Origin of the sequence: Mycobacterium sp. Root265, from assembly GCF_001428895.1 — a bacterium.
Classification (GTDB): Bacteria; Actinomycetota; Actinomycetes; order Mycobacteriales; family Mycobacteriaceae; genus Mycobacterium.
In genome coordinates this window covers 210,159-226,574 of record NZ_LMJA01000032.1, presented here as the reverse complement: position 1 = coordinate 226,574, position 16,416 = coordinate 210,159, and the positions used below count along the sequence as shown (strand labels likewise).

12 protein-coding genes are annotated in these 16,416 nt (G+C 66.7%); all 12 read right to left on the bottom strand.

All coding sequences use genetic code 11. The annotated features are described in order from the left end of the window. Genes ASE48_RS30520 through ASE48_RS30465 form a run of 12 tightly spaced genes read right to left on the bottom strand, consistent with a single transcriptional unit; the run spans window position 1 to window position 16,410 of the window. On the bottom strand, window positions 1-1,338 hold the full coding sequence (locus tag ASE48_RS30520) for a nucleotide sugar dehydrogenase (RefSeq protein WP_057170977.1): 1,338 nt from the start codon (window positions 1,336-1,338) through the stop codon (window positions 1-3). Window positions 1,339-1,343: 5 nt separating this feature from the next. Next, window positions 1,344-3,473, bottom strand: a complete 2,130-nt coding sequence (locus ASE48_RS30515; protein WP_235571747.1) for a heparinase II/III family protein — start codon at window positions 3,471-3,473, stop codon at window positions 1,344-1,346. Window positions 3,474-3,498: 25 nt separating this feature from the next. Then, a complete protein-coding gene (locus tag ASE48_RS32945; protein ID WP_057170931.1) occupies window positions 3,499-4,620 on the bottom strand; it encodes a glycosyltransferase family 4 protein in 1,122 nt (373 codons plus the stop codon). Next, a complete protein-coding gene (locus ASE48_RS30505) occupies window positions 4,617-6,827 on the bottom strand; it encodes a bi-domain-containing oxidoreductase (RefSeq protein ID WP_162264298.1) in 2,211 nt (736 codons plus the stop codon). The genes ASE48_RS32945 and ASE48_RS30505 overlap by 4 nt, the downstream gene beginning before the upstream one ends. Window positions 6,828-6,835: 8 nt before the next feature. Beyond that, complete coding sequence (locus tag ASE48_RS30500; protein ID WP_082614540.1) at window positions 6,836-8,113, bottom strand: glycosyltransferase family 4 protein; 1,278 nt, start codon at window positions 8,111-8,113, stop codon at window positions 6,836-6,838. Between the two features lie 6 nt (window positions 8,114-8,119). Continuing rightward, window positions 8,120-9,268, bottom strand: a complete 1,149-nt coding sequence (locus ASE48_RS30495; protein WP_200962308.1) for a glycosyltransferase — start codon at window positions 9,266-9,268, stop codon at window positions 8,120-8,122. Next, entirely contained in the window at window positions 9,265-10,776 is a 1,512-nt protein-coding gene (locus ASE48_RS30490; protein WP_235571745.1) for an O-antigen ligase family protein, read from the bottom strand. The genes ASE48_RS30495 and ASE48_RS30490 overlap by 4 nt, the downstream gene beginning before the upstream one ends. Beyond that, window positions 10,773-12,203 carry a hypothetical protein gene (locus tag ASE48_RS30485; protein ID WP_057170929.1) on the bottom strand — a complete coding sequence of 477 codons (1,431 nt, stop codon included), beginning with the start codon at window positions 12,201-12,203 and terminating at the stop codon, window positions 10,773-10,775. Before ASE48_RS30485 ends, ASE48_RS30490 begins: the two co-directional genes overlap by 4 nt. A 51-nt stretch (window positions 12,204-12,254) precedes the next feature. After that, window positions 12,255-13,241: an NAD-dependent epimerase/dehydratase family protein gene (locus tag ASE48_RS30480; protein ID WP_057170928.1), complete on the bottom strand. Its 987-nt coding sequence runs from the start codon at window positions 13,239-13,241 to the stop codon at window positions 12,255-12,257. Between the two features lie 9 nt (window positions 13,242-13,250). Then, window positions 13,251-14,666, bottom strand: coding sequence for a flavin monoamine oxidase family protein (locus ASE48_RS30475; protein ID WP_057170974.1), 1,416 nt, complete (start codon window positions 14,664-14,666; stop codon window positions 13,251-13,253). Between the two features lie 11 nt (window positions 14,667-14,677). After that, a complete protein-coding gene (locus ASE48_RS30470; protein ID WP_057170927.1) occupies window positions 14,678-14,899 on the bottom strand; it encodes an acyl carrier protein in 222 nt (73 codons plus the stop codon). After that, the gene (locus tag ASE48_RS30465) at window positions 14,896-16,410 is read right to left on the bottom strand and encodes an AMP-binding protein (protein WP_057170973.1); all 1,515 of its coding nucleotides are present in this window, start codon (window positions 16,408-16,410) and stop codon (window positions 14,896-14,898) included. Before ASE48_RS30465 ends, ASE48_RS30470 begins: the two co-directional genes overlap by 4 nt. Window positions 16,411-16,416 lie beyond the last annotated feature (6 nt).

Sequence of the window (16,416 nt, the reverse complement as noted above, 5' to 3'; positions counted from 1 at the left end):
CTACCAGCCGATGCCCTGATAGGTCGGCGTTCCGCGCAGTTGCGCGGCGTCGGGCAGTCGCACCAGGTCGATGATCAGTCGCTGCGCGCCGGCGCGTGACACCGCCTCGACAACCTCGGGTGCCGACGATCCGATGATCAGAACTTCGCCGTGCTCGAGCACGGCGTCGATATCGTCGGTCAGTAGGTCGCCCACATGAGGCAGCCGCTCGTCGATATAGGCCCGGTTCGCGCCGAGAAGCCTCGACAGCACGACATTGGCGTCGTGGATCTTGACGTCGAATCCCTTTCCGATGAGGCGCTCTGCAAGTTCTACCATCGGGCTCTCACGCAAGTCATCGGTTCCCGGCTTGAACGACATGCCGAAGATCCCCACCTTGCGCCGCCCGTGGGCGACAACCATATCGAGGGCCCGCCGCAGATGAACCTCGTTGGACACCAAAAGGTTCGACAGCAAGGGAAGGTCGACGTCGTTACGCCGCGCGGTGTGGGTGAGCGCGCGCAGATCCTTGGGCAGGCACGAGCCACCGAAGGCGAATCCCGGCCGCAGATAGGCCGGGCTGATGTTGAGTTTGGTGTCGGCCACAAAGATGTCCATGACGGCATGCGAATCCAAGCCCAGCGCGGCGCACAGGGCGCCGACCTCGTTGGCGAAGCCGATCTTGAGGGCGTGGAAGCTGTTGTCGATGTACTTCGTCATCTCCGCGACCCTGATGGGCACCCGGAAGACCGGACCGGGAAGGCCGTCATAGATGCCGATGACCTTGTCACCGCTCGCCGGATCTGTCGCTCCCACCACTGTTTTCGGGGGTGCGAAGAAGTCCCGCACGCTGGTTCCCTCGCGCAGGAACTCGGGATTGACACATACGCCGAAATCGATCCCCGCGCGCTTGCCCGAAACCCGTTCCAGCAGCGGTATCAGGAGCGTCTCGCAGGTACCCGGCACCATGGTGCTGCGATAAACGACCACATGGTGCCGATTCTTCTCCCGGATCGCCAGACCGATCTCGGAGGTGACCTCTTCGAGATACCGGGTGGTCAAGCCGCCACCGCTGGTCGATGGCGTGCCGACGCAGATCAGCGAGATGTCGGACGCGAGGACCGCGGCGTGCGCGTCCGCGGACACCGTGAGACGGCCTGCAGCAACAACCTCGGCGGTGAGCTCACCGATCTCGCTCTCGACGATCGGTGACCTGCCGTGGCGCAGCCCGTCCAGCTTGGCCGGATTCACGTCCACGCCGATGACACGGTGACCGCGGGAGGCCAGACATGCCGCACTCACGCAACCCACATAGCCGAGACCGAAAACACTGACAGCTGACGATTGCTGTGCATTCATACTGCTCACCACCCTCGTGCTGACGAAACGATCGACGGACAGGACACGGTCGCCACGGCCCCGGACCGACTGGTGTCGATCGTCAGTGCGCGCCGGATGCCGTCCTGGGACCAGCTGACGGCCAGTACCTCACCGCTACGGGTGATTTCGGGCAGGGCGATCAAACCGGAGTCGACGGTGTGCAGGAGCGACAGCAGCGCCACCGGCAGGCCGGCCCCGGTGCGCGCGGTGAGCAGCCATGCGGGCACCCTGCCCTCCAGTCGATCCGACCACCAGCCCAGGCCGGAATCGGTGTCGCCCCGGACTTGGCCGGTTTCCACCGGCGTCGTTGCGGCATAGCACAGCTGCAGAACCGGAACACCGTCCCGGGAGACCATGTGACCGTCCTGGGTGGGAAGCCAGTCCAGCGCAGGATGCACGGGCCAGGACACCGCGATGCCGTGTGTCCGCTTCCCATCCAGCAGATCGACCACGATCACGGTCGTATCGCCGGGCGGGGCGATCAGCCAACGCCGGTGCGTCACAGGGTCGTCGAGTCTGCGGTAGCCGTCGTGCTCGGCGTCGACGACACCCCGTTCGAGATCGACCGAGCGCACGGTGGTGGTGGCGTGCCGCCGCCAGTAGAACGGACCACCGATCACCGACTGGTTGACGTCGTCGACACACACAGTCGGATGCGCGCGGGTGCCGCGGTGCACTGTTCGCCAGTCCGGATTCATGCAGTAGCTGCCGGTCCCCGGGTCCACGATGATCTCTCCGTCCCGGTCGCTGAGCGTCACCGCCAGCGCGTCGGCGTGACCGTGGGCCGCGGTCGAGAGGTAACCGAGTGGACCGACGTCCATGGTCAACCGGTTGCGGCCCGGTCGCAGCACCACCAATCCGCCGCTCGGTGCGTACATGCTCGAGTCGGCGCCGTCCAGACCCGTTCCGGCACCGATCGCACGCAGCGGTGTGCCCAGCGCAGCTGCGACCCAGGCGGCGGCCGGCGTCATCTCGCCGTACCGCGCCGCGCTCTCGTGTCCGGTCGTCGCGGCCACGATGCCGAAATGGGCACGGACCGTGCGCTTCGGCTCGGCGCCCAGTCTCAGCGCGAAGCCGTCATCGTCGTCCCCGTACCGCGGATCCGGGTCGTGTGAGCCGACCAGTGAGACCAGATACCGGGTGCTGCGCTCGAGTGCGGCAGCGATGCGGGCCGGTACCTGATCGCCGCACAGACGCCACAATGCCACCAAGATCGCGAACAACTCCGCGGTGAATATCTGATAGGAGATCGACTGCTCGGCGCCGGCCCCATCGGGCAGGATCAGCTGATCCGCGGCGGCACTCAGCGCAGTGATGGCACGCCTTTTCAGCGCCGCGGGTGCGGCCAGCTCCGGGAACAACAGGTGTACGGTCACCAGCCCGGTGAGTTCGCCGACCAGGTGGTTGTTGGCCGAACTGAACCGGGATCGGTTGTGCCAGCAGTGACGGGCGCTCGCATCGAGCATCCGAACCGCCCGGCGGTAACGCTGCGTGGTCATCGCGGGGGAATTGCGGAGTCCCTGCAGCGCAACGGCGACCGAGATCGCCCGCAGCCCCACCTCGAACGGGCTGCGCCACATGGTCGCGGTGGCCGCCGGGTTCTGGTCCAGCCAGGAGTCAAGATGTTCGAAAGCGGTTTCTGCATAGTGTGATTCACCGGTGAACAGCCATGCCTGGGCCAGCACCGGTAGATGCTGCAGGCGGTTGAGTTCCCAGATCCATTTTGGGTCGCTGACCGCCTCTTGGTGGTCGATCCTGCCACTGGTGGCTTCGGGCCAACGGAAATCGGTGATCGGGTCGTAACTCCAGTCGATGAACCGACCGATGTTCACACTCGGGTATCCGAAATAGGCACGTTCGCCGGCGATGCACCGATCGGCATCGCCGAGGACCGCGCGCACGATCGCCGGGTGCTCCGCCGCGATCCGGCGGGCCCGCTCCTGATCGAGCAGCACCGGTCGCCCCTTGCCGTCGGCGAAGCGCTGCCGCATTTCGTCCCAGTCGGCGGCGGGGCGCCGCAGCATCCGGGAATCGATCGGCTCCAGCCACACGTCGCGACGGATGAGCGTCTCGCCCATTTTCTTGGCCCGCCAGACCATCTCACGCGGTGACATGGTGGCTGCCCGACCGGCATACCAGCTAAGTTCGGGCATCTTGGGCCTCCCGGTCGGCTACGCCCACGCCGGCCAGGCGCCGGTAGGACGAAAGCAGGAACTCCAGGTTTCGTTCTCCTTCAGCGGGGTCGCGATCGTTCATCGCAACTCCGGCGGCCCGGCGGGCGATGGTGTCGGCGAGTCTGGCCGCGAGATCTCCCGGATCGGCGGGGCGGTAGCGGATGACTCCGCTCGGTCGGAATCCGACATCGCTGGCCACCACGGGTGTTCCGACGGCCAATGCCTCGCGCACCGAGATCGCGTCACCCTCATGGTGCGGGGTCCGCACGAAGGCATCCACCCTGCGCAGGATCGGGAACACCGCCTGTTCGTCCTCGCGCACCATGACCGCGTCGGCCAGGCCGTCGCGGGAGACACGTTCCAGCAGTCCGGCGCGGAATGCGGCGTCACCGCCGGCCTTGACCATCAGCACGAGGCCCAGTTCGGGGTTCGTCACGCGGAGCTCACGCACGGCCGCCACGAGATCCTGGCTCCCGTAGAGCTCGTACCAGCCACTGATGGAGGCGATCAACGGTGCATGGGTGTCGGCGAAGTCGGCGACCTCGGGCGGGAGCACCTGATCGGCGCGCGGATCCAAATTGAGCGGCAACGCATTTGACAGAACGACGATGCGGGACTGCGGCACGCCGACCGACAGGAGCGCCTCGGCGATCTCGTCGGTACACGCGATGAGCAGCTGCGGCCGGGTGAGGATGAACTGGACCAGCCGTCTGCGGGCACCGCGGTACGCGGTGACCGCGGCCGGAAACTCACCACCGGCGATCGACAGTACGCTCGGCCTACGCGCCATCCCGGCGGCCAGCAGCGGCAGGATGTTGCCGATCAGGTTCGGCTGGCTGCCCGTCACACAGTGCACCACATCGGGTCTGGTGCGCAGCACCGTCAGGGCGGCGCGCGCGAAGGCCACCACCCTGCCCAGGTCGCGCCACCAACCGCCCACCGCGGCATACGGGACCGGGACGCGCAACGGCACCATGCCCTGCTGCCGCACGCCCGCCTCGACGGCGGAGAAGTAGACACCCATGCCGCCGTACGGCGGGGGGAAGGGCCCCACCAGGGCGACCGTGAGCCGGCTGCGCGCGCTCATCCCGGCTGTTCCTCGGCTCCGGCCAGCCCGGCGTCTGCCCCGCGCCCGCCGAGCGCCTTGGGCAGGTCGACCAGCACGGCCCTGCCCTGGGCCAGCGCCCAGGGCACCTGCAGGGTGAGTGCGCTGGACCAGAAGGCGTCCTCGGCAACAGCTTCCATGTCGCCCGCGCCGGTGGCGAGGTCGACGAACAGCCGCATCTCCTCGCGGTGCCCCTTCTCCTGGCGGCGTCCTCGCGAGCGTTTCCGCTTCCCGGCGTGCCCGATTTCCAAGGCGAAGAAGTCGTCGATGATGCCGACCACACCGCCGCAATAGACCTCGATGCGCTCCTTGGGGATACTCGGATCGCCGTTGCCCAGATACTGCAGGCTGGCGATGGAGCCGCAGGAGAACGCGACCTGCACCACGATCGTGTCTGCCAGCTCGGCGGAGTCCGGCGAACCGATGGCCTCCGCGGACACCCGCAGCGGGCGGCCCTCGGCCATCGAGCAGGCCAGGTCGAGGAAGTGGCAGAGTTCGCCGACGATCCGCCCGCCGCCGAAGATGGAATCGCGCATCCAGTGGTCCGGCGGCATCTGACCGGCGTTGCAGCGGGCGATCATGACTCTCGGCACGCCACGCGGCAGCGCCTCTTTCAGCTTCGTGCTCAGTGGCGAGAACCGGCGGTTGAACCCCACCAGAAGTGGCGCGCCACTCTCGGTCCATGCCGACGCGACCTGCTCGAGGTCCTCCCATGTGGTGGCGAGCGGCTTCTCGCAGAAGGTGGCCTTTCCGGCGCGCAGAGCCTGCGCGGCGAGTCCCGCATGCGAATCGTGGCGGGTGGCGATCACGACCGCATCGACACCGTGGGCATTGATCAGCGCGTCGGCGTCGCCCGTCGAATGCCCGAATCCGTAGGTCTGGGCCACCTGACCCGCGGTGGTGCCGCTGGATGTGGTGATCCCGACGGGCTGCACCTTGCCGGTGTCCATCAGGGCCGGGAGCAGGACGCGGGTCGCGAAGTTCCCCGCTCCCACCATCCCCAACCCCACCCGCTCGGCCGGCAGCCGGGTGCGCGGCTTCACCGCGATCTGGCTGCGGGCGGCCGCAGCCTGCCCGTCCGGGTACTGCAGCAGCACGCCGATCGGTCGTGCCGCATCGGGCGACCTGCCGGATATCAATGCGTAGGCGTCGGCGGCGTCGTCCACCGGCAGGCGATGCGTGGTCAGTGTCCCGACGTCCACCCGCCCATCGTGGACCAGACGCAGGAACTCCCCCAAGTTGCGCTGCTCGGTCCAGCGGACGTATCCGATGGGGTAATCGTGTCCGTGTTCCTCGTATCCGGGGTCGTAGCGTCCCGGGCCGTAGGAGCGCGAGTACCGCAGTTCGATCTCTTTCATATAGAACGGATCTCGGGGCAACGTCAGCCCGACGGTACCCACCAGCACCACCCGCCCGCGGTTGCGGACGAGTCGTGCGGCGAGCTCGATGGGATCGTTGGAATGGGCGGCCGCGCAGATCACCACCGCGTCGACACCGACGCCACCGGTGATGTCGCCGATGACGGCCTCGATGGACGCCCGCGGCGCGGCCCGCTCGACGCCGACGCTCTCCGCCAGCAGACACGCGGCGGGATCGAGATCGGTACCGAACACGCGCGCACCCGCGGCCCTGGCCAGTTGGGCGGCGATGAGGCCCACCAGCCCCAGACCCACCACGAGCACACGGTCCCCGAGTCCGATCTCGGCCTGTCGCACCCCGTGCATCGCGATACAACCCAGGGTTCCGTAGGCCGCCTCGTCCGCACTGACCCCTTCGGGCACCTTGGCGAGCAGATGTTTGGGGATGAAGTTGACCTCGGCATGATTCGCATAGCCCGCTCCCGAACAGGCGACGAGATCGCCGACCTCGATGCCGGGCACATCGGGCGCGACGGCCAGCACCCGGCCGGCAGCGCTGTAACCCAGCAGGTTGGGCGCTTCCAGCCGCTGCATGACGGTGCGGTAAGTCTCCTTCACACCGTCCTGACGGGCCTTTTCGACGACCTGCCTGGCCAATTCGGGCCGCGCCCTGGCCTTTCCGAGCATGCTCTTCTCACCGAGTTCGATCTTGTTGCGCTCGGTGCCCGCGCTGATCAGCGAGGACAGCGTGGCCACCAGTGCGCCGCCCCGGTTCAGCTTCGGCGGGGGCACCTCCCGCACCGAGACCTCGCCGGTTTTCAAGTTCTGCACGGCCTGCTTCATTTCGCCTCCGAATGGTGCGGACGGTTGGTCAAATCGCTTCGAATGGATAGTGTTTCGGTCGCAACCGCCGGCAGTTGCCTGGAGCCACCCCGGCCGAGCAGCTGTTCGTAGAACCGGACCAGGGCACGCCGGGACACCTCCCAGGACAGTTCACGGGCCACCCTGCGATAGCCGCACTCGCCCATCCGCCGGCGTCGCTCGGGGTCGTCGAGCAGAGCGTCGATGGCCTGCGCGAACTTGAGTTCGTCGTTGGGCTCGACGTACACCGCAGCATCGGCAGCCGACACCCGCGCCTCGACGAGATCGAAGGAAACGATCGGCCGGGCCATCGCCATGTACTCGACCACCTTGTTCATCGTCGACACGTCGTTCAGCGGATTGCGCGGGTCGGGGGCCAGGCACACATCGGCCGTGGAAAGACATCGCTGCGCGAACTCATCGGACACCCGCCCAGGGAATTCCACGATGTCGGCGAGCCCGAGACGCGCGCTGAGGGCGGCCACTTCGTCGTGTGAGTCGCCCGCACCCATGAAGATGCAGTGAAAATCGTCGCGCCCGACCACATCGCGCAGGTACGCAATCGCCCGCACCGCGTAGTCGACCCCGTCCGAGGGGCCCATTACGCCCAGATACGCGAGCAGATAGTGCTTGCCACGACGCAGGCTGTCATCGGGTTCCCGCTGCAGGAATCGGCTCAGGTCGGGTGCGGTGCGCACCACGGTCACCCGCTCGGCGGCGACTTTGCCGCGCTCGATCGCGATGCGGCGGTAACTCTCGTTCGTCGAGATCACCGCGTCCGCGGTGGCGAAGGTGAGTCGTTCGACGAATCGCGTGAGCCAGTACAGGATTCGTCCTCCTTCGGGGAACCTGGAGAGGAACATCTCGGGCCCCAGGTCGTGATGGTCGAAGACGAACCGGGTGCCGCCCGGGCGCAGCGCCAGAGCGATGAGGAACAACAGGTCTGGAGGGTTGCACGCATGCACGATGTCGACGGGGCCCTCGCGGCGGACCTTGATCGCGAGGCGCAGCGTGTGGAACAGCGCGAGCGTGTACTCGCTCAGATACCCGCTCGGGCCGCCGGTGGCCGCGCGCAGCGGGTAGCGCAGGATCCGGACATCCTCGATCACCGTCTCCTGCTCGGTGTCCTGACCGGTGCCGACCGGGCAGATGACGGTGACCTTGAAACCTGCGTCGGTCAGCGCCCGGGCTTCCTGCCATACCCGACGGTCGAACGGCACCGAGAGGTTCTCGACCAGTATCAATATGTGCCGCATGGCTTCTCAACCCCGTCCGATCGAAAGATGCCGGTTTGCGAGGACGCCTTCGAAGGCCTGCTGGGCCGCCTCGACGCTGCGGTCCAGGCTGAACTCGGTGAGGACGCGATTGCGTCCGGCGCGTCCCATCCGGTGCGCGGTGTGCGGGTCGGACAGCAACTCGATCAGGCGGATGGCGAGCTGCCGCGGAGCTTTCGGCGGCACCAGATAGCCGGTCTCCCCCGCGTCGATGATCTCGGCGGTTCCGCCGACCGCGGTGCAGACCGCCGGTTTGGCGCACGCCATTGCTTCCAGCAGTGCGATCGAAAAGCACTCTGACAGCGAACTCAGCGTGAAGACATCCATCGCGCCGAACAGCCGGGCGACGTCACGACGCACACCGGTGAAACGGACGTTCGCGGTGATGTCCAGCTCCGCCGACAACGCCTCCAGCTCGGAACGGCACACCCCGTCCCCGATGACGAGGAACCGTGCCCGGGGTATCTGGTCGACCACCAGGCGCGCCGCGTGCAGAAAGGTGACGTGGTCCTTCACCGGGCTGAGCTCGGCGACGATGCCGACAACCGGATCGCCGTCTTCCCAGCCGAATTCGGATTTCGCCTCAGGGGCGATGTTGGTACCGAACAATGTCGGGTCCACCCCGTTGAGGATGATGCGGATCTTGTCGTCGGGATAGCCGAGTTCGTCGACCATGTAGGCCCGCTGTGCCTCAGCGACGCCGAAATAGGCACTCGTCCAGTGATTCAACGCGCGGTCGAGGTTGGCGCGCAGAGTGCTTCGAGGCGTGGGATCGGCGATGTTGTGCACCCACATCACCGTGTGCGGCACACCGGCGACCCGGGCCGCGATGCGACCCAGCGTTTCTGCGTTGTAACCGCGGACCACCACGACATCCGGCCGCTGCTCCCGGACGGCTGCGATGAGCTCGAACAGGGCCCGGGCGGCTTGGTGCTTTCCGCCCAGATTCAGTGCCCGGGCCTCGATTCCCTCGGCCAGCAGGTCGGGGAAGAGCCCGCCTTGCTCGCCGATGCATATGACCGAAGGCACGAACCGTTCTGGATCCATCCGCGGCAACAAGGTGGTCACATGGCGCTCGGCACCGCCGACCATCAGATCCGGGACCACGAACAGCAGCCGGATCGGCCGCCCGCTCATCGCGTCACCTCGCCGTAGGACAATCTCGCGGCGCGGCCGTCATGCCCGGCGTCCGGCAGATGTCTGCCACGATCGGACCACCCTACGGCCACCCCGGCGAGCAGAAAGATGACAGCCGTGGGGAAGTCGAAGTACCGGAGGTCGACCGTCAAACCGGCACAGACCAGTACAGCGATGGCCATCATCGCCATCAGCATGAGCGGCCTGCCACACAGGTCCTGGTCCGGCAGTGTCCGGTAGGCATTCCACAGGCGGTAAGCGATGAACGCCAGTACGCAGACCCACGCCGCGAGCCCGATCACGCCCAACTCGGCCAGGATCGCCAGCTCGTTCTGATGAGAGACCTCGCCGAAGCCGCTCGCCCAGGGCACATCGGCAGCCCACTGCTGATGATGAATCGTGTTGACCGACTGAAAGCGGCCCACTCCCCAGCCGTCGATGGGTCGCTGCGTGAACGCCCACAGCGCAGTCTGCATGTCGTTGAGCCGTGACTCGACCTCCGCATCGGAGCCCACTCCGCCGGCCGCCCGGTCCGCGCTGGTGAATGCCGCCCAGTTGACGACGACCGTGGCGCCCAGCACCAGGAGTATCGCGATGTACCCCCGGCGGCATCCCTTGGCGAGGATGGCGCCGATGACGAGCACCACGACGCCGGCGAGCCAGACCGCCCGGGTATGGGTCAGATACAGACCGCAGCCACTGGCAACCGCAACCACCAGCGCCGCGGCCCGCTGCCACGTCGGATCGTTGCGCCGGTGCAACAGCACCATGGCGATGGCGAAGCCCAGGACCAGGACCATCCCGTTGCCTACAGGCTGGTTGAAGATCCCCACGGCGCGACCGGCCCAGCTCGGGCGGACATCGGTGACGATGTAGCGGGGCCAGACCTGACCCGCCAGCCCGACGGCCGGCATGATGCTGACCGCGGCCGAATAGGACGCCAGACCCAGGATCACCCAGAGCAGGGCACGCACCGTCGCTACCCGGTCGAAGGCGTAGCGCCCCACCAGGTACATCGCGAACGGAATCAACGTCCCGACGAAGATGAACCTCGGGATCGGCAGGTCGGTGCCCAGAAGCGGGTCACCCGTGCCGTATTGATGTGGGGCGAGCATCGAGTAGACGTTGCAGGTCACGTATGCGGCCATCGCCCACTCGATGGGCCCGGTACCGCGCACGCGTTCGCGCGTCCGGTCCAGCCATAGCACGGCCGCAACGACGGTCCCGGCAAAAACCACCAGGAACAACTCGACCGGCAGTGCCGCCTGGGCGCGAATAGGCAGCCGCAGGAACATCGTGACGAGCAGCAGCACGGTGCCGAACACCGGGCTGACCAGAATGCACACCCCCACCGCAGCCGCAGCCGCACCGAGCACCAGCAGGTAGCCGGATTTCGCGCCGACCAGCAGCACCGCAGGCATCACCAGAGCGATGGCAGCGAAAGGCAACCAAGCTCGCACCCGCACGGCGCCGGCAGTGGCGCCGACCGGCGCGGTCACCATCGTCATTCGGACTGCCCAAAGGTGAGCTCGCCCCGGTCCGCGTTCACCCGGTGCTCAACACCGTTCACAGTCGCCCACCGCCGACGCAGGCCTCCCCGCGGACGGGGCGGCCGTCTACCGTCGATCAGCACCGCTCCGAGGAGCACTGCGCGCGCATCGGCGAGCACATCGACCGCGGCTGCCACATCGCCAGCCCGTGACGAATGGCTGCCGACCACGACCATGGTGAAGTCAGCTGCGGCACAGATTGATTGAGCCTCGATGGTCTCGACCAGCGAAGGCGCGGCGACCACGATGGTGTCGGCGCCTGCACGCAGCTCATCGAGGACCGCGACGATCTTGTCCCGTCCGACGAGCGAATACCGGTCGGCAACCACCGAACCCGCACCCAAGACCTGCAGCGAATCGACTGCGCCGTCCTTCAGCAAGCCGTTGGCCAGCGCACTATTGACCAGCGCATCGTTGAAACCGAGGCCCTGAGCGTGCTGCGATCCGTCGTTGTCGGCGTACACCAGGACGGTTCGATATCCCTGTTGTGCCGACAATCTGGCCAGTGCCTCGGCGAGCTCACGGGCGCCGCGGGCGCCGCGGCAATCGGTCAGCGCGATGACCTTGGACTTCGCCTGGTCCTGGAGGGTGACGAAGTTGGCGAGCGTGCGCAGCCGGTCCTCTCGCAATCGGTTCAGCTCGATCGAACCACCGCCAGGGACCTCGACCAGCGGTTCCAGCTGGGTCTTGTCCAAAAGATCTGCGGCGTTGGCGATTCGGGTGGACATCGCGGCCAGCCCCAGGGCGGCAAGCACACCGAGCAGCAATCCGCCGACACACCGTAACGCCAACTCGAACAGGGCGTTCGGGGTGATGGCGGTGACGCCGGCCTGTAACTGCAGATCCCGGAGTTGATTCGTGGAGTCAGACCGCAAGCTGTCCAGCCTCTGCTGCACGACAGGCGCCATCGGATTGATCAGACCGTCGGGTCCGGGGTGGTCGAGCAGCACGTCGAGTTGCTTCTCGGTATTGAGAATGGCCTTGTCGTTGCCCTTTTTCCGGACAGCGTTGATGTCATCGCGAAACGCCTCGGCCATATTGGCCGCTGTTCGCTGGGCAACCTCTGGATCTGACGCGGTCGCCTCGATCACGAGAATTGGGCTCGCAGCCACCGTTCGACCGATGAAGGTGACATCCTCTGGGATGTTCCGGTTCGCCCGCAATCGGGTGATCATCTCGGGTTCGTTGAAAAGGCTGATGTACCCGACGGCCATCGTCGCGTCGTCTACCGGGTTACGACCCGGTGAGGCCAGGATGAGGGTCGAGGTCCCGATGTACGTCGGTTTGGCGGTGAGCAGTGCCGGCACGGCCGACAGCACGGCAGCAGCGACAATCAGCAGAACCAGCCACCACCGTTGCCGAATCTGCTCGAGGCGGCGCCTCACTATGGGATTCAATTCGCCTCCTAGTACGCAAAAAACCGTCGATTACTGCGTTCAGGCATCCAGCAGAAGGGCCGGCTCAGGATCGAGGGTCGCGCGCAGCCAACGCACGGTACGGTCGATTCCCTCCACGAGGTCGACAGCGGGTTCCCACCCGAGATCCCTTTTTGCCTTTGTCGGATCCAGGGCGATCTCGTGAAGTTCACCGGTCCGGGCCGGAGCGAAGCACGGCTCCGGCGCCCCATCGAGCACAGCGGCGATGGCGCGGTGCACCTCGGTGACGGTGGCCTGTTGCCCCGTGCCGATGTTGTAGGTACCTACCGTGGACAGCGGGGCCCGACCGGCCCGCACAAAAGCGTCCACCACATCGTCGACGTAGACGTAATCACGGGAGGCGGTGCCGTCGCCGTACACGGTGACGGGTTTGCCGCTGATCATTCTGCTCCCGAAGACCGCGATCACACCGGCTTCGCCGAACGGATTCTGGCGTGGCCCGTATACATTCGACAGTCCCAAACAGATCGGAGCGATGCCGTACATGCCGGCATACGCGCCGATGTACATTTCGCCGGCAACCTTGGCGGCCGCATACGGCGACAGCGGCTTCAGTGGGGCGGTCTCGGCGACCGGCAGGCTCGTCGGCGCTCCATATCGCGACCCCCCGGACGCGGCATAGACAAAGCGGCGAACTCCCGCGCGCCGGGTGGCCTCCAGAATGTTGATCGTGCCCAGCACATTTGCCCGGGCGTCGAATTGCGGATCGGAAACCGATGCCCGTAGGTCAACCTGTGCGGCAAGATGGCAGACGACATCGGGGTTGGCGCCGTCGACGATGCCGACCAGCTCGGTCGCTTGGATATCGGCCTTCAAGAAAGTGAACTTTCCCGGCCGAATCCTGTTGAAACGCAGCGCCTGGTCGAGGTTGGCCGGGACACCGGTGACGAGATTGTCGATCCCGATCACCTCGTTGCCTTCGGCCAGCAGACGATCCACCAGGGTCGAACCGATGAATCCGCACGCGCCGGTCACCAGATATCGCATGATCTACTCCTATTCGACGGAACTGTGGTTGACGCGTGCGCTACCCGCACGGCTGAAGACAAGCGAGTCGGCTCCGACATCATCGGGTGTGGCTCGGTGGATCAACTCTGTCGCGACCCGTCGGCCCGACCGGATGGCGCCCTCCATCAGCCCGAAGAACTCCATGCTGGTTTCGGTACCTGCCCAGTGGACGCGGCCGTGTGGGGTGATCAGTGTCGGCCCCAGGCGCAGCCAATCTCCGGGACCGAACAGAGCGGCGTAGCAGCCTCGGCTGTATCGCGCGGTGAGCCAGTCCGTCACCGAGTACCGCTCCGGCGGCGGCAGCTGCGGGAAGAGCCGTCCCACATGGGTCAGAACGGCATCCTGTTGCTCGCGAGCCGACAGCGCCGAGAACGTCGACGCCTCCGAGCCGGTGACGAATCCCGTGAGCACACCGACTGATTCATCGGACGGGGAGTCATCGACGGTGGACAGCAGCGGCCCGTGTGAGCTCACCGACCATCCGGACAGACCCTGCTCGCGCCAGATCGGAGCCGGATAGCCCAGGTGTACCTTGACCGCACATCCGGGGCCGGTGGACGCCGTGGCCCGAGGGCTGCGCAGACCGGGCCGGAAGGTGATGCGCTGCGCCAGCGCCGGCGGCACGGCGACGACCACCCGGTCGGCCCGATACCTCGGTCGTGTGCCATCGGGTCCCGGTGCACACTGCACGTGGACCTCGGCGGACGTCTGATCGATCGCACAGACGCTCTGTCCCAACCGAACCCGGTCACCCAGCTGTGCGGCCAGCGCCTGGCACAGCAGGTGCGCGCCGCCATCGATCCGCCATTGCTGGGCACCGCCTTCGAAGGCGTTCAGATACCGGATGCCGCCGCCGGAGCGAAGATAGAAGGCCATGTGGAGCACGGAGATCGCGGCAGGATCGGCCGCCATCATCTCGCCGATGAAGAGTGGGAAGAAGGTCTTCGCATCCGGATGCTCGATCTCATCGGCAAGCCAGCGCGCGGCGGTCAGCCGGTCGAGTTGTCCCGCTTGCGGGCTCAGCCACGGCTTGTCCGGCCGGATCGCGGCGACGAGCTCCTCAAGGCGGTCGAACAGGTCGCCGAGTGCCACAGCGTCCAGCGGTGGCACTCGGCTCGCAGTGGTCGTCCGACGACCCGACAGCAGGAACGTACTGTCGCCCGTCATCCCGGTGGAGACCACATTCAGACCCTGTTCCCGCATCAGCGCGAGCAACTCGGTGTGCCGGACACCCAGATAGGCGGCACCCCCGTCGGCGGCGACACCGCCGGCGATCTCGACGCCGCGTACCCGACCTCCCACCCGGTCGTCCGCCTCCAGCACGGTGACATCGGCCCCCGCCGCCACCAGGTCGGCGGCCGCAGTCAGCCCCGCAAGGCCGGCCCCGACAACCACGACACGCATGCTTTCCCCGTTCATCGCACCGCGGCCGTGACCTTGGCGAAAAGCCCGTCGGGCGAGGGATTCTCGATGAAGTCATCCCACGACAACTCCGTGCCGAAGTCGCGCGCGATCGCACTGAGCACCCGGGTGGCCAGCAGCGAATCTCCACCGAGCTCGAAGAAGTCGGAGTGCGGAGCCACTTCCACCGGCCCGAGTACCCGCCGGAAGATCTGCACGATGTGACCGGTGCTCATCGGCCAGCTCCTCTGCTGTCGTAGTCGGCGGCGGCACGCTGAGTGGCCGTCCGGTCGATTTTCCCGCTGGACGTGTAGCTCAGCTCACGGACGAATATCAGCTTGCTGGGTACGAATTGGCTGGGCAGGAGACTGCGGAGATGACGTTTCAGCTCCCCCGGAGTCACCGCCCCGATCGGGACGACGTATGCCGCCAACGTGGTGCGGCCCAGAGATCGTTCGCCGATCACGACGGCGCCCCGCACGGCGGGGTGCGCGCTCAGATGGGTTTCCACCTCAGCCGGATGCACCCGCACACCGAGCACCTTCACCTGCTCATCGGCTCGCCCGCACGGATACAGCAGGCCGCCCTCACCGCGGGTGACGAGGTCTCCGGTACGGAACCAGCGCGCCGGTCCGTCGCCGTGGTCGATCACCGGGAATTCGGCCGCAGTACGTTCCAGTAGCCCGAGGTAGCCGTCGGCCAGTGCCGGGCCCGACACCAGGAGCTCACCCTCGTCGGTGACATGGTCGCGCACATGCGGCAACGCGCGCCCGAGCGGCAACTCCGACTCGACTTCCGAGACAGCTGATTCGGTGCCGGGACCGCTCAGCTGCACCGCATGGGTGATCATCGTGGTCTCGGTGCATCCGTAGGTGTTGAGCAGCCGGATGTTCCCGGTTCCCCGATCGCGCCACTGGGCAAACCTGGTTCGATCGATCCGTTCGCCGCCTATCACCACCAGGCGCACACTGTCCGGCAGTGCCACATGTTCCTCGTGCAGAAAGAGCACCAGTTCATGCCAGAACGCTGTCGGCAGATCGAGCACCGTCACTTCGCGATCGGCCAGCATGCGGACGAACCGCGGAAACGAATGGGAATGGGCCGCATCGTCGAAAACCACTGTCGCGCCGGCAGTCAGTGCCGGCAGGATCTCCTCCAGGCAGGTGTCCCATCCCAGCGAGGCGAACTGCAGCACACGGTCGTGCGGGGTCAGCGCGAAGAGGTCCCGCAAGGCGCGCACGGTCACGGCAAGGGCATTGCGCGACACCACCACCGGCTTCGGCCGCCCCGTCGATCCCGAGGTGCACAACACATAGGCCGGATCGTCCGGCCGCCACCGCGGCAAGGCCGCCTGAACATCGCCGGCGAATTCGTCACCGACCAGCGACTCGTTGCCCGAGCTGAACACGCGATCCAGTCCCATGACCTCGGCGAGCTGCTGCTGTCTGGCGACCGGAAGTCCCGAGTCGATCGGGCAGAAGGCGGCGCCGGCCTGCAGTATGCCGAACAGCTGCTCGACGACCGAAGGTGCGTGCGACACCATCGTCCCGATCAACGGCGACGGTGCCGCCACACCGAATCCGAAGACTCTGAGGTGCAATGCCTGACGGCGGATGCGCTCCGCGAGCTCTCGATAGCTCACCGTGGCGCCGTTGTGCATGAGCGCAGCATGGTTGGGCTGTTCTCGCACAATCGCAGCGAAGTCGTTCACCACGTCGTCAGCGGAACAGGCACCGAAGGAGACCATGTTTCG

Coding starts and splice junctions, on each gene's coding strand:
- ASE48_RS30470 (WP_057170927.1), bottom strand. CDS start 14,899: ATGAGCACCGGTCACATCGTGCAGATCTTCCGGCGGGTACTCGGGCCG.
- ASE48_RS30495 (WP_200962308.1), bottom strand. CDS start 9,268: ATGAGCGGGCGGCCGATCCGGCTGCTGTTCGTGGTCCCGGATCTGATG.
- ASE48_RS30490 (WP_235571745.1), bottom strand. CDS start 10,776: ATGACGATGGTGACCGCGCCGGTCGGCGCCACTGCCGGCGCCGTGCGG.
- ASE48_RS30480 (WP_057170928.1), bottom strand. CDS start 13,241: ATGCGATATCTGGTGACCGGCGCGTGCGGATTCATCGGTTCGACCCTG.
- ASE48_RS30500 (WP_082614540.1), bottom strand. CDS start 8,113: ATGCGGCACATATTGATACTGGTCGAGAACCTCTCGGTGCCGTTCGAC.
- ASE48_RS32945 (WP_057170931.1), bottom strand. CDS start 4,620: ATGAGCGCGCGCAGCCGGCTCACGGTCGCCCTGGTGGGGCCCTTCCCC.
- ASE48_RS30520 (WP_057170977.1), bottom strand. CDS start 1,338: ATGAATGCACAGCAATCGTCAGCTGTCAGTGTTTTCGGTCTCGGCTAT.
- ASE48_RS30515 (WP_235571747.1), bottom strand. CDS start 3,473: ATGTCACCGCGTGAGATGGTCTGGCGGGCCAAGAAAATGGGCGAGACG.
- ASE48_RS30475 (WP_057170974.1), bottom strand. CDS start 14,666: ATGCGTGTCGTGGTTGTCGGGGCCGGCCTTGCGGGGCTGACTGCGGCC.
- ASE48_RS30465 (WP_057170973.1), bottom strand. CDS start 16,410: ATGGTCTCCTTCGGTGCCTGTTCCGCTGACGACGTGGTGAACGACTTC.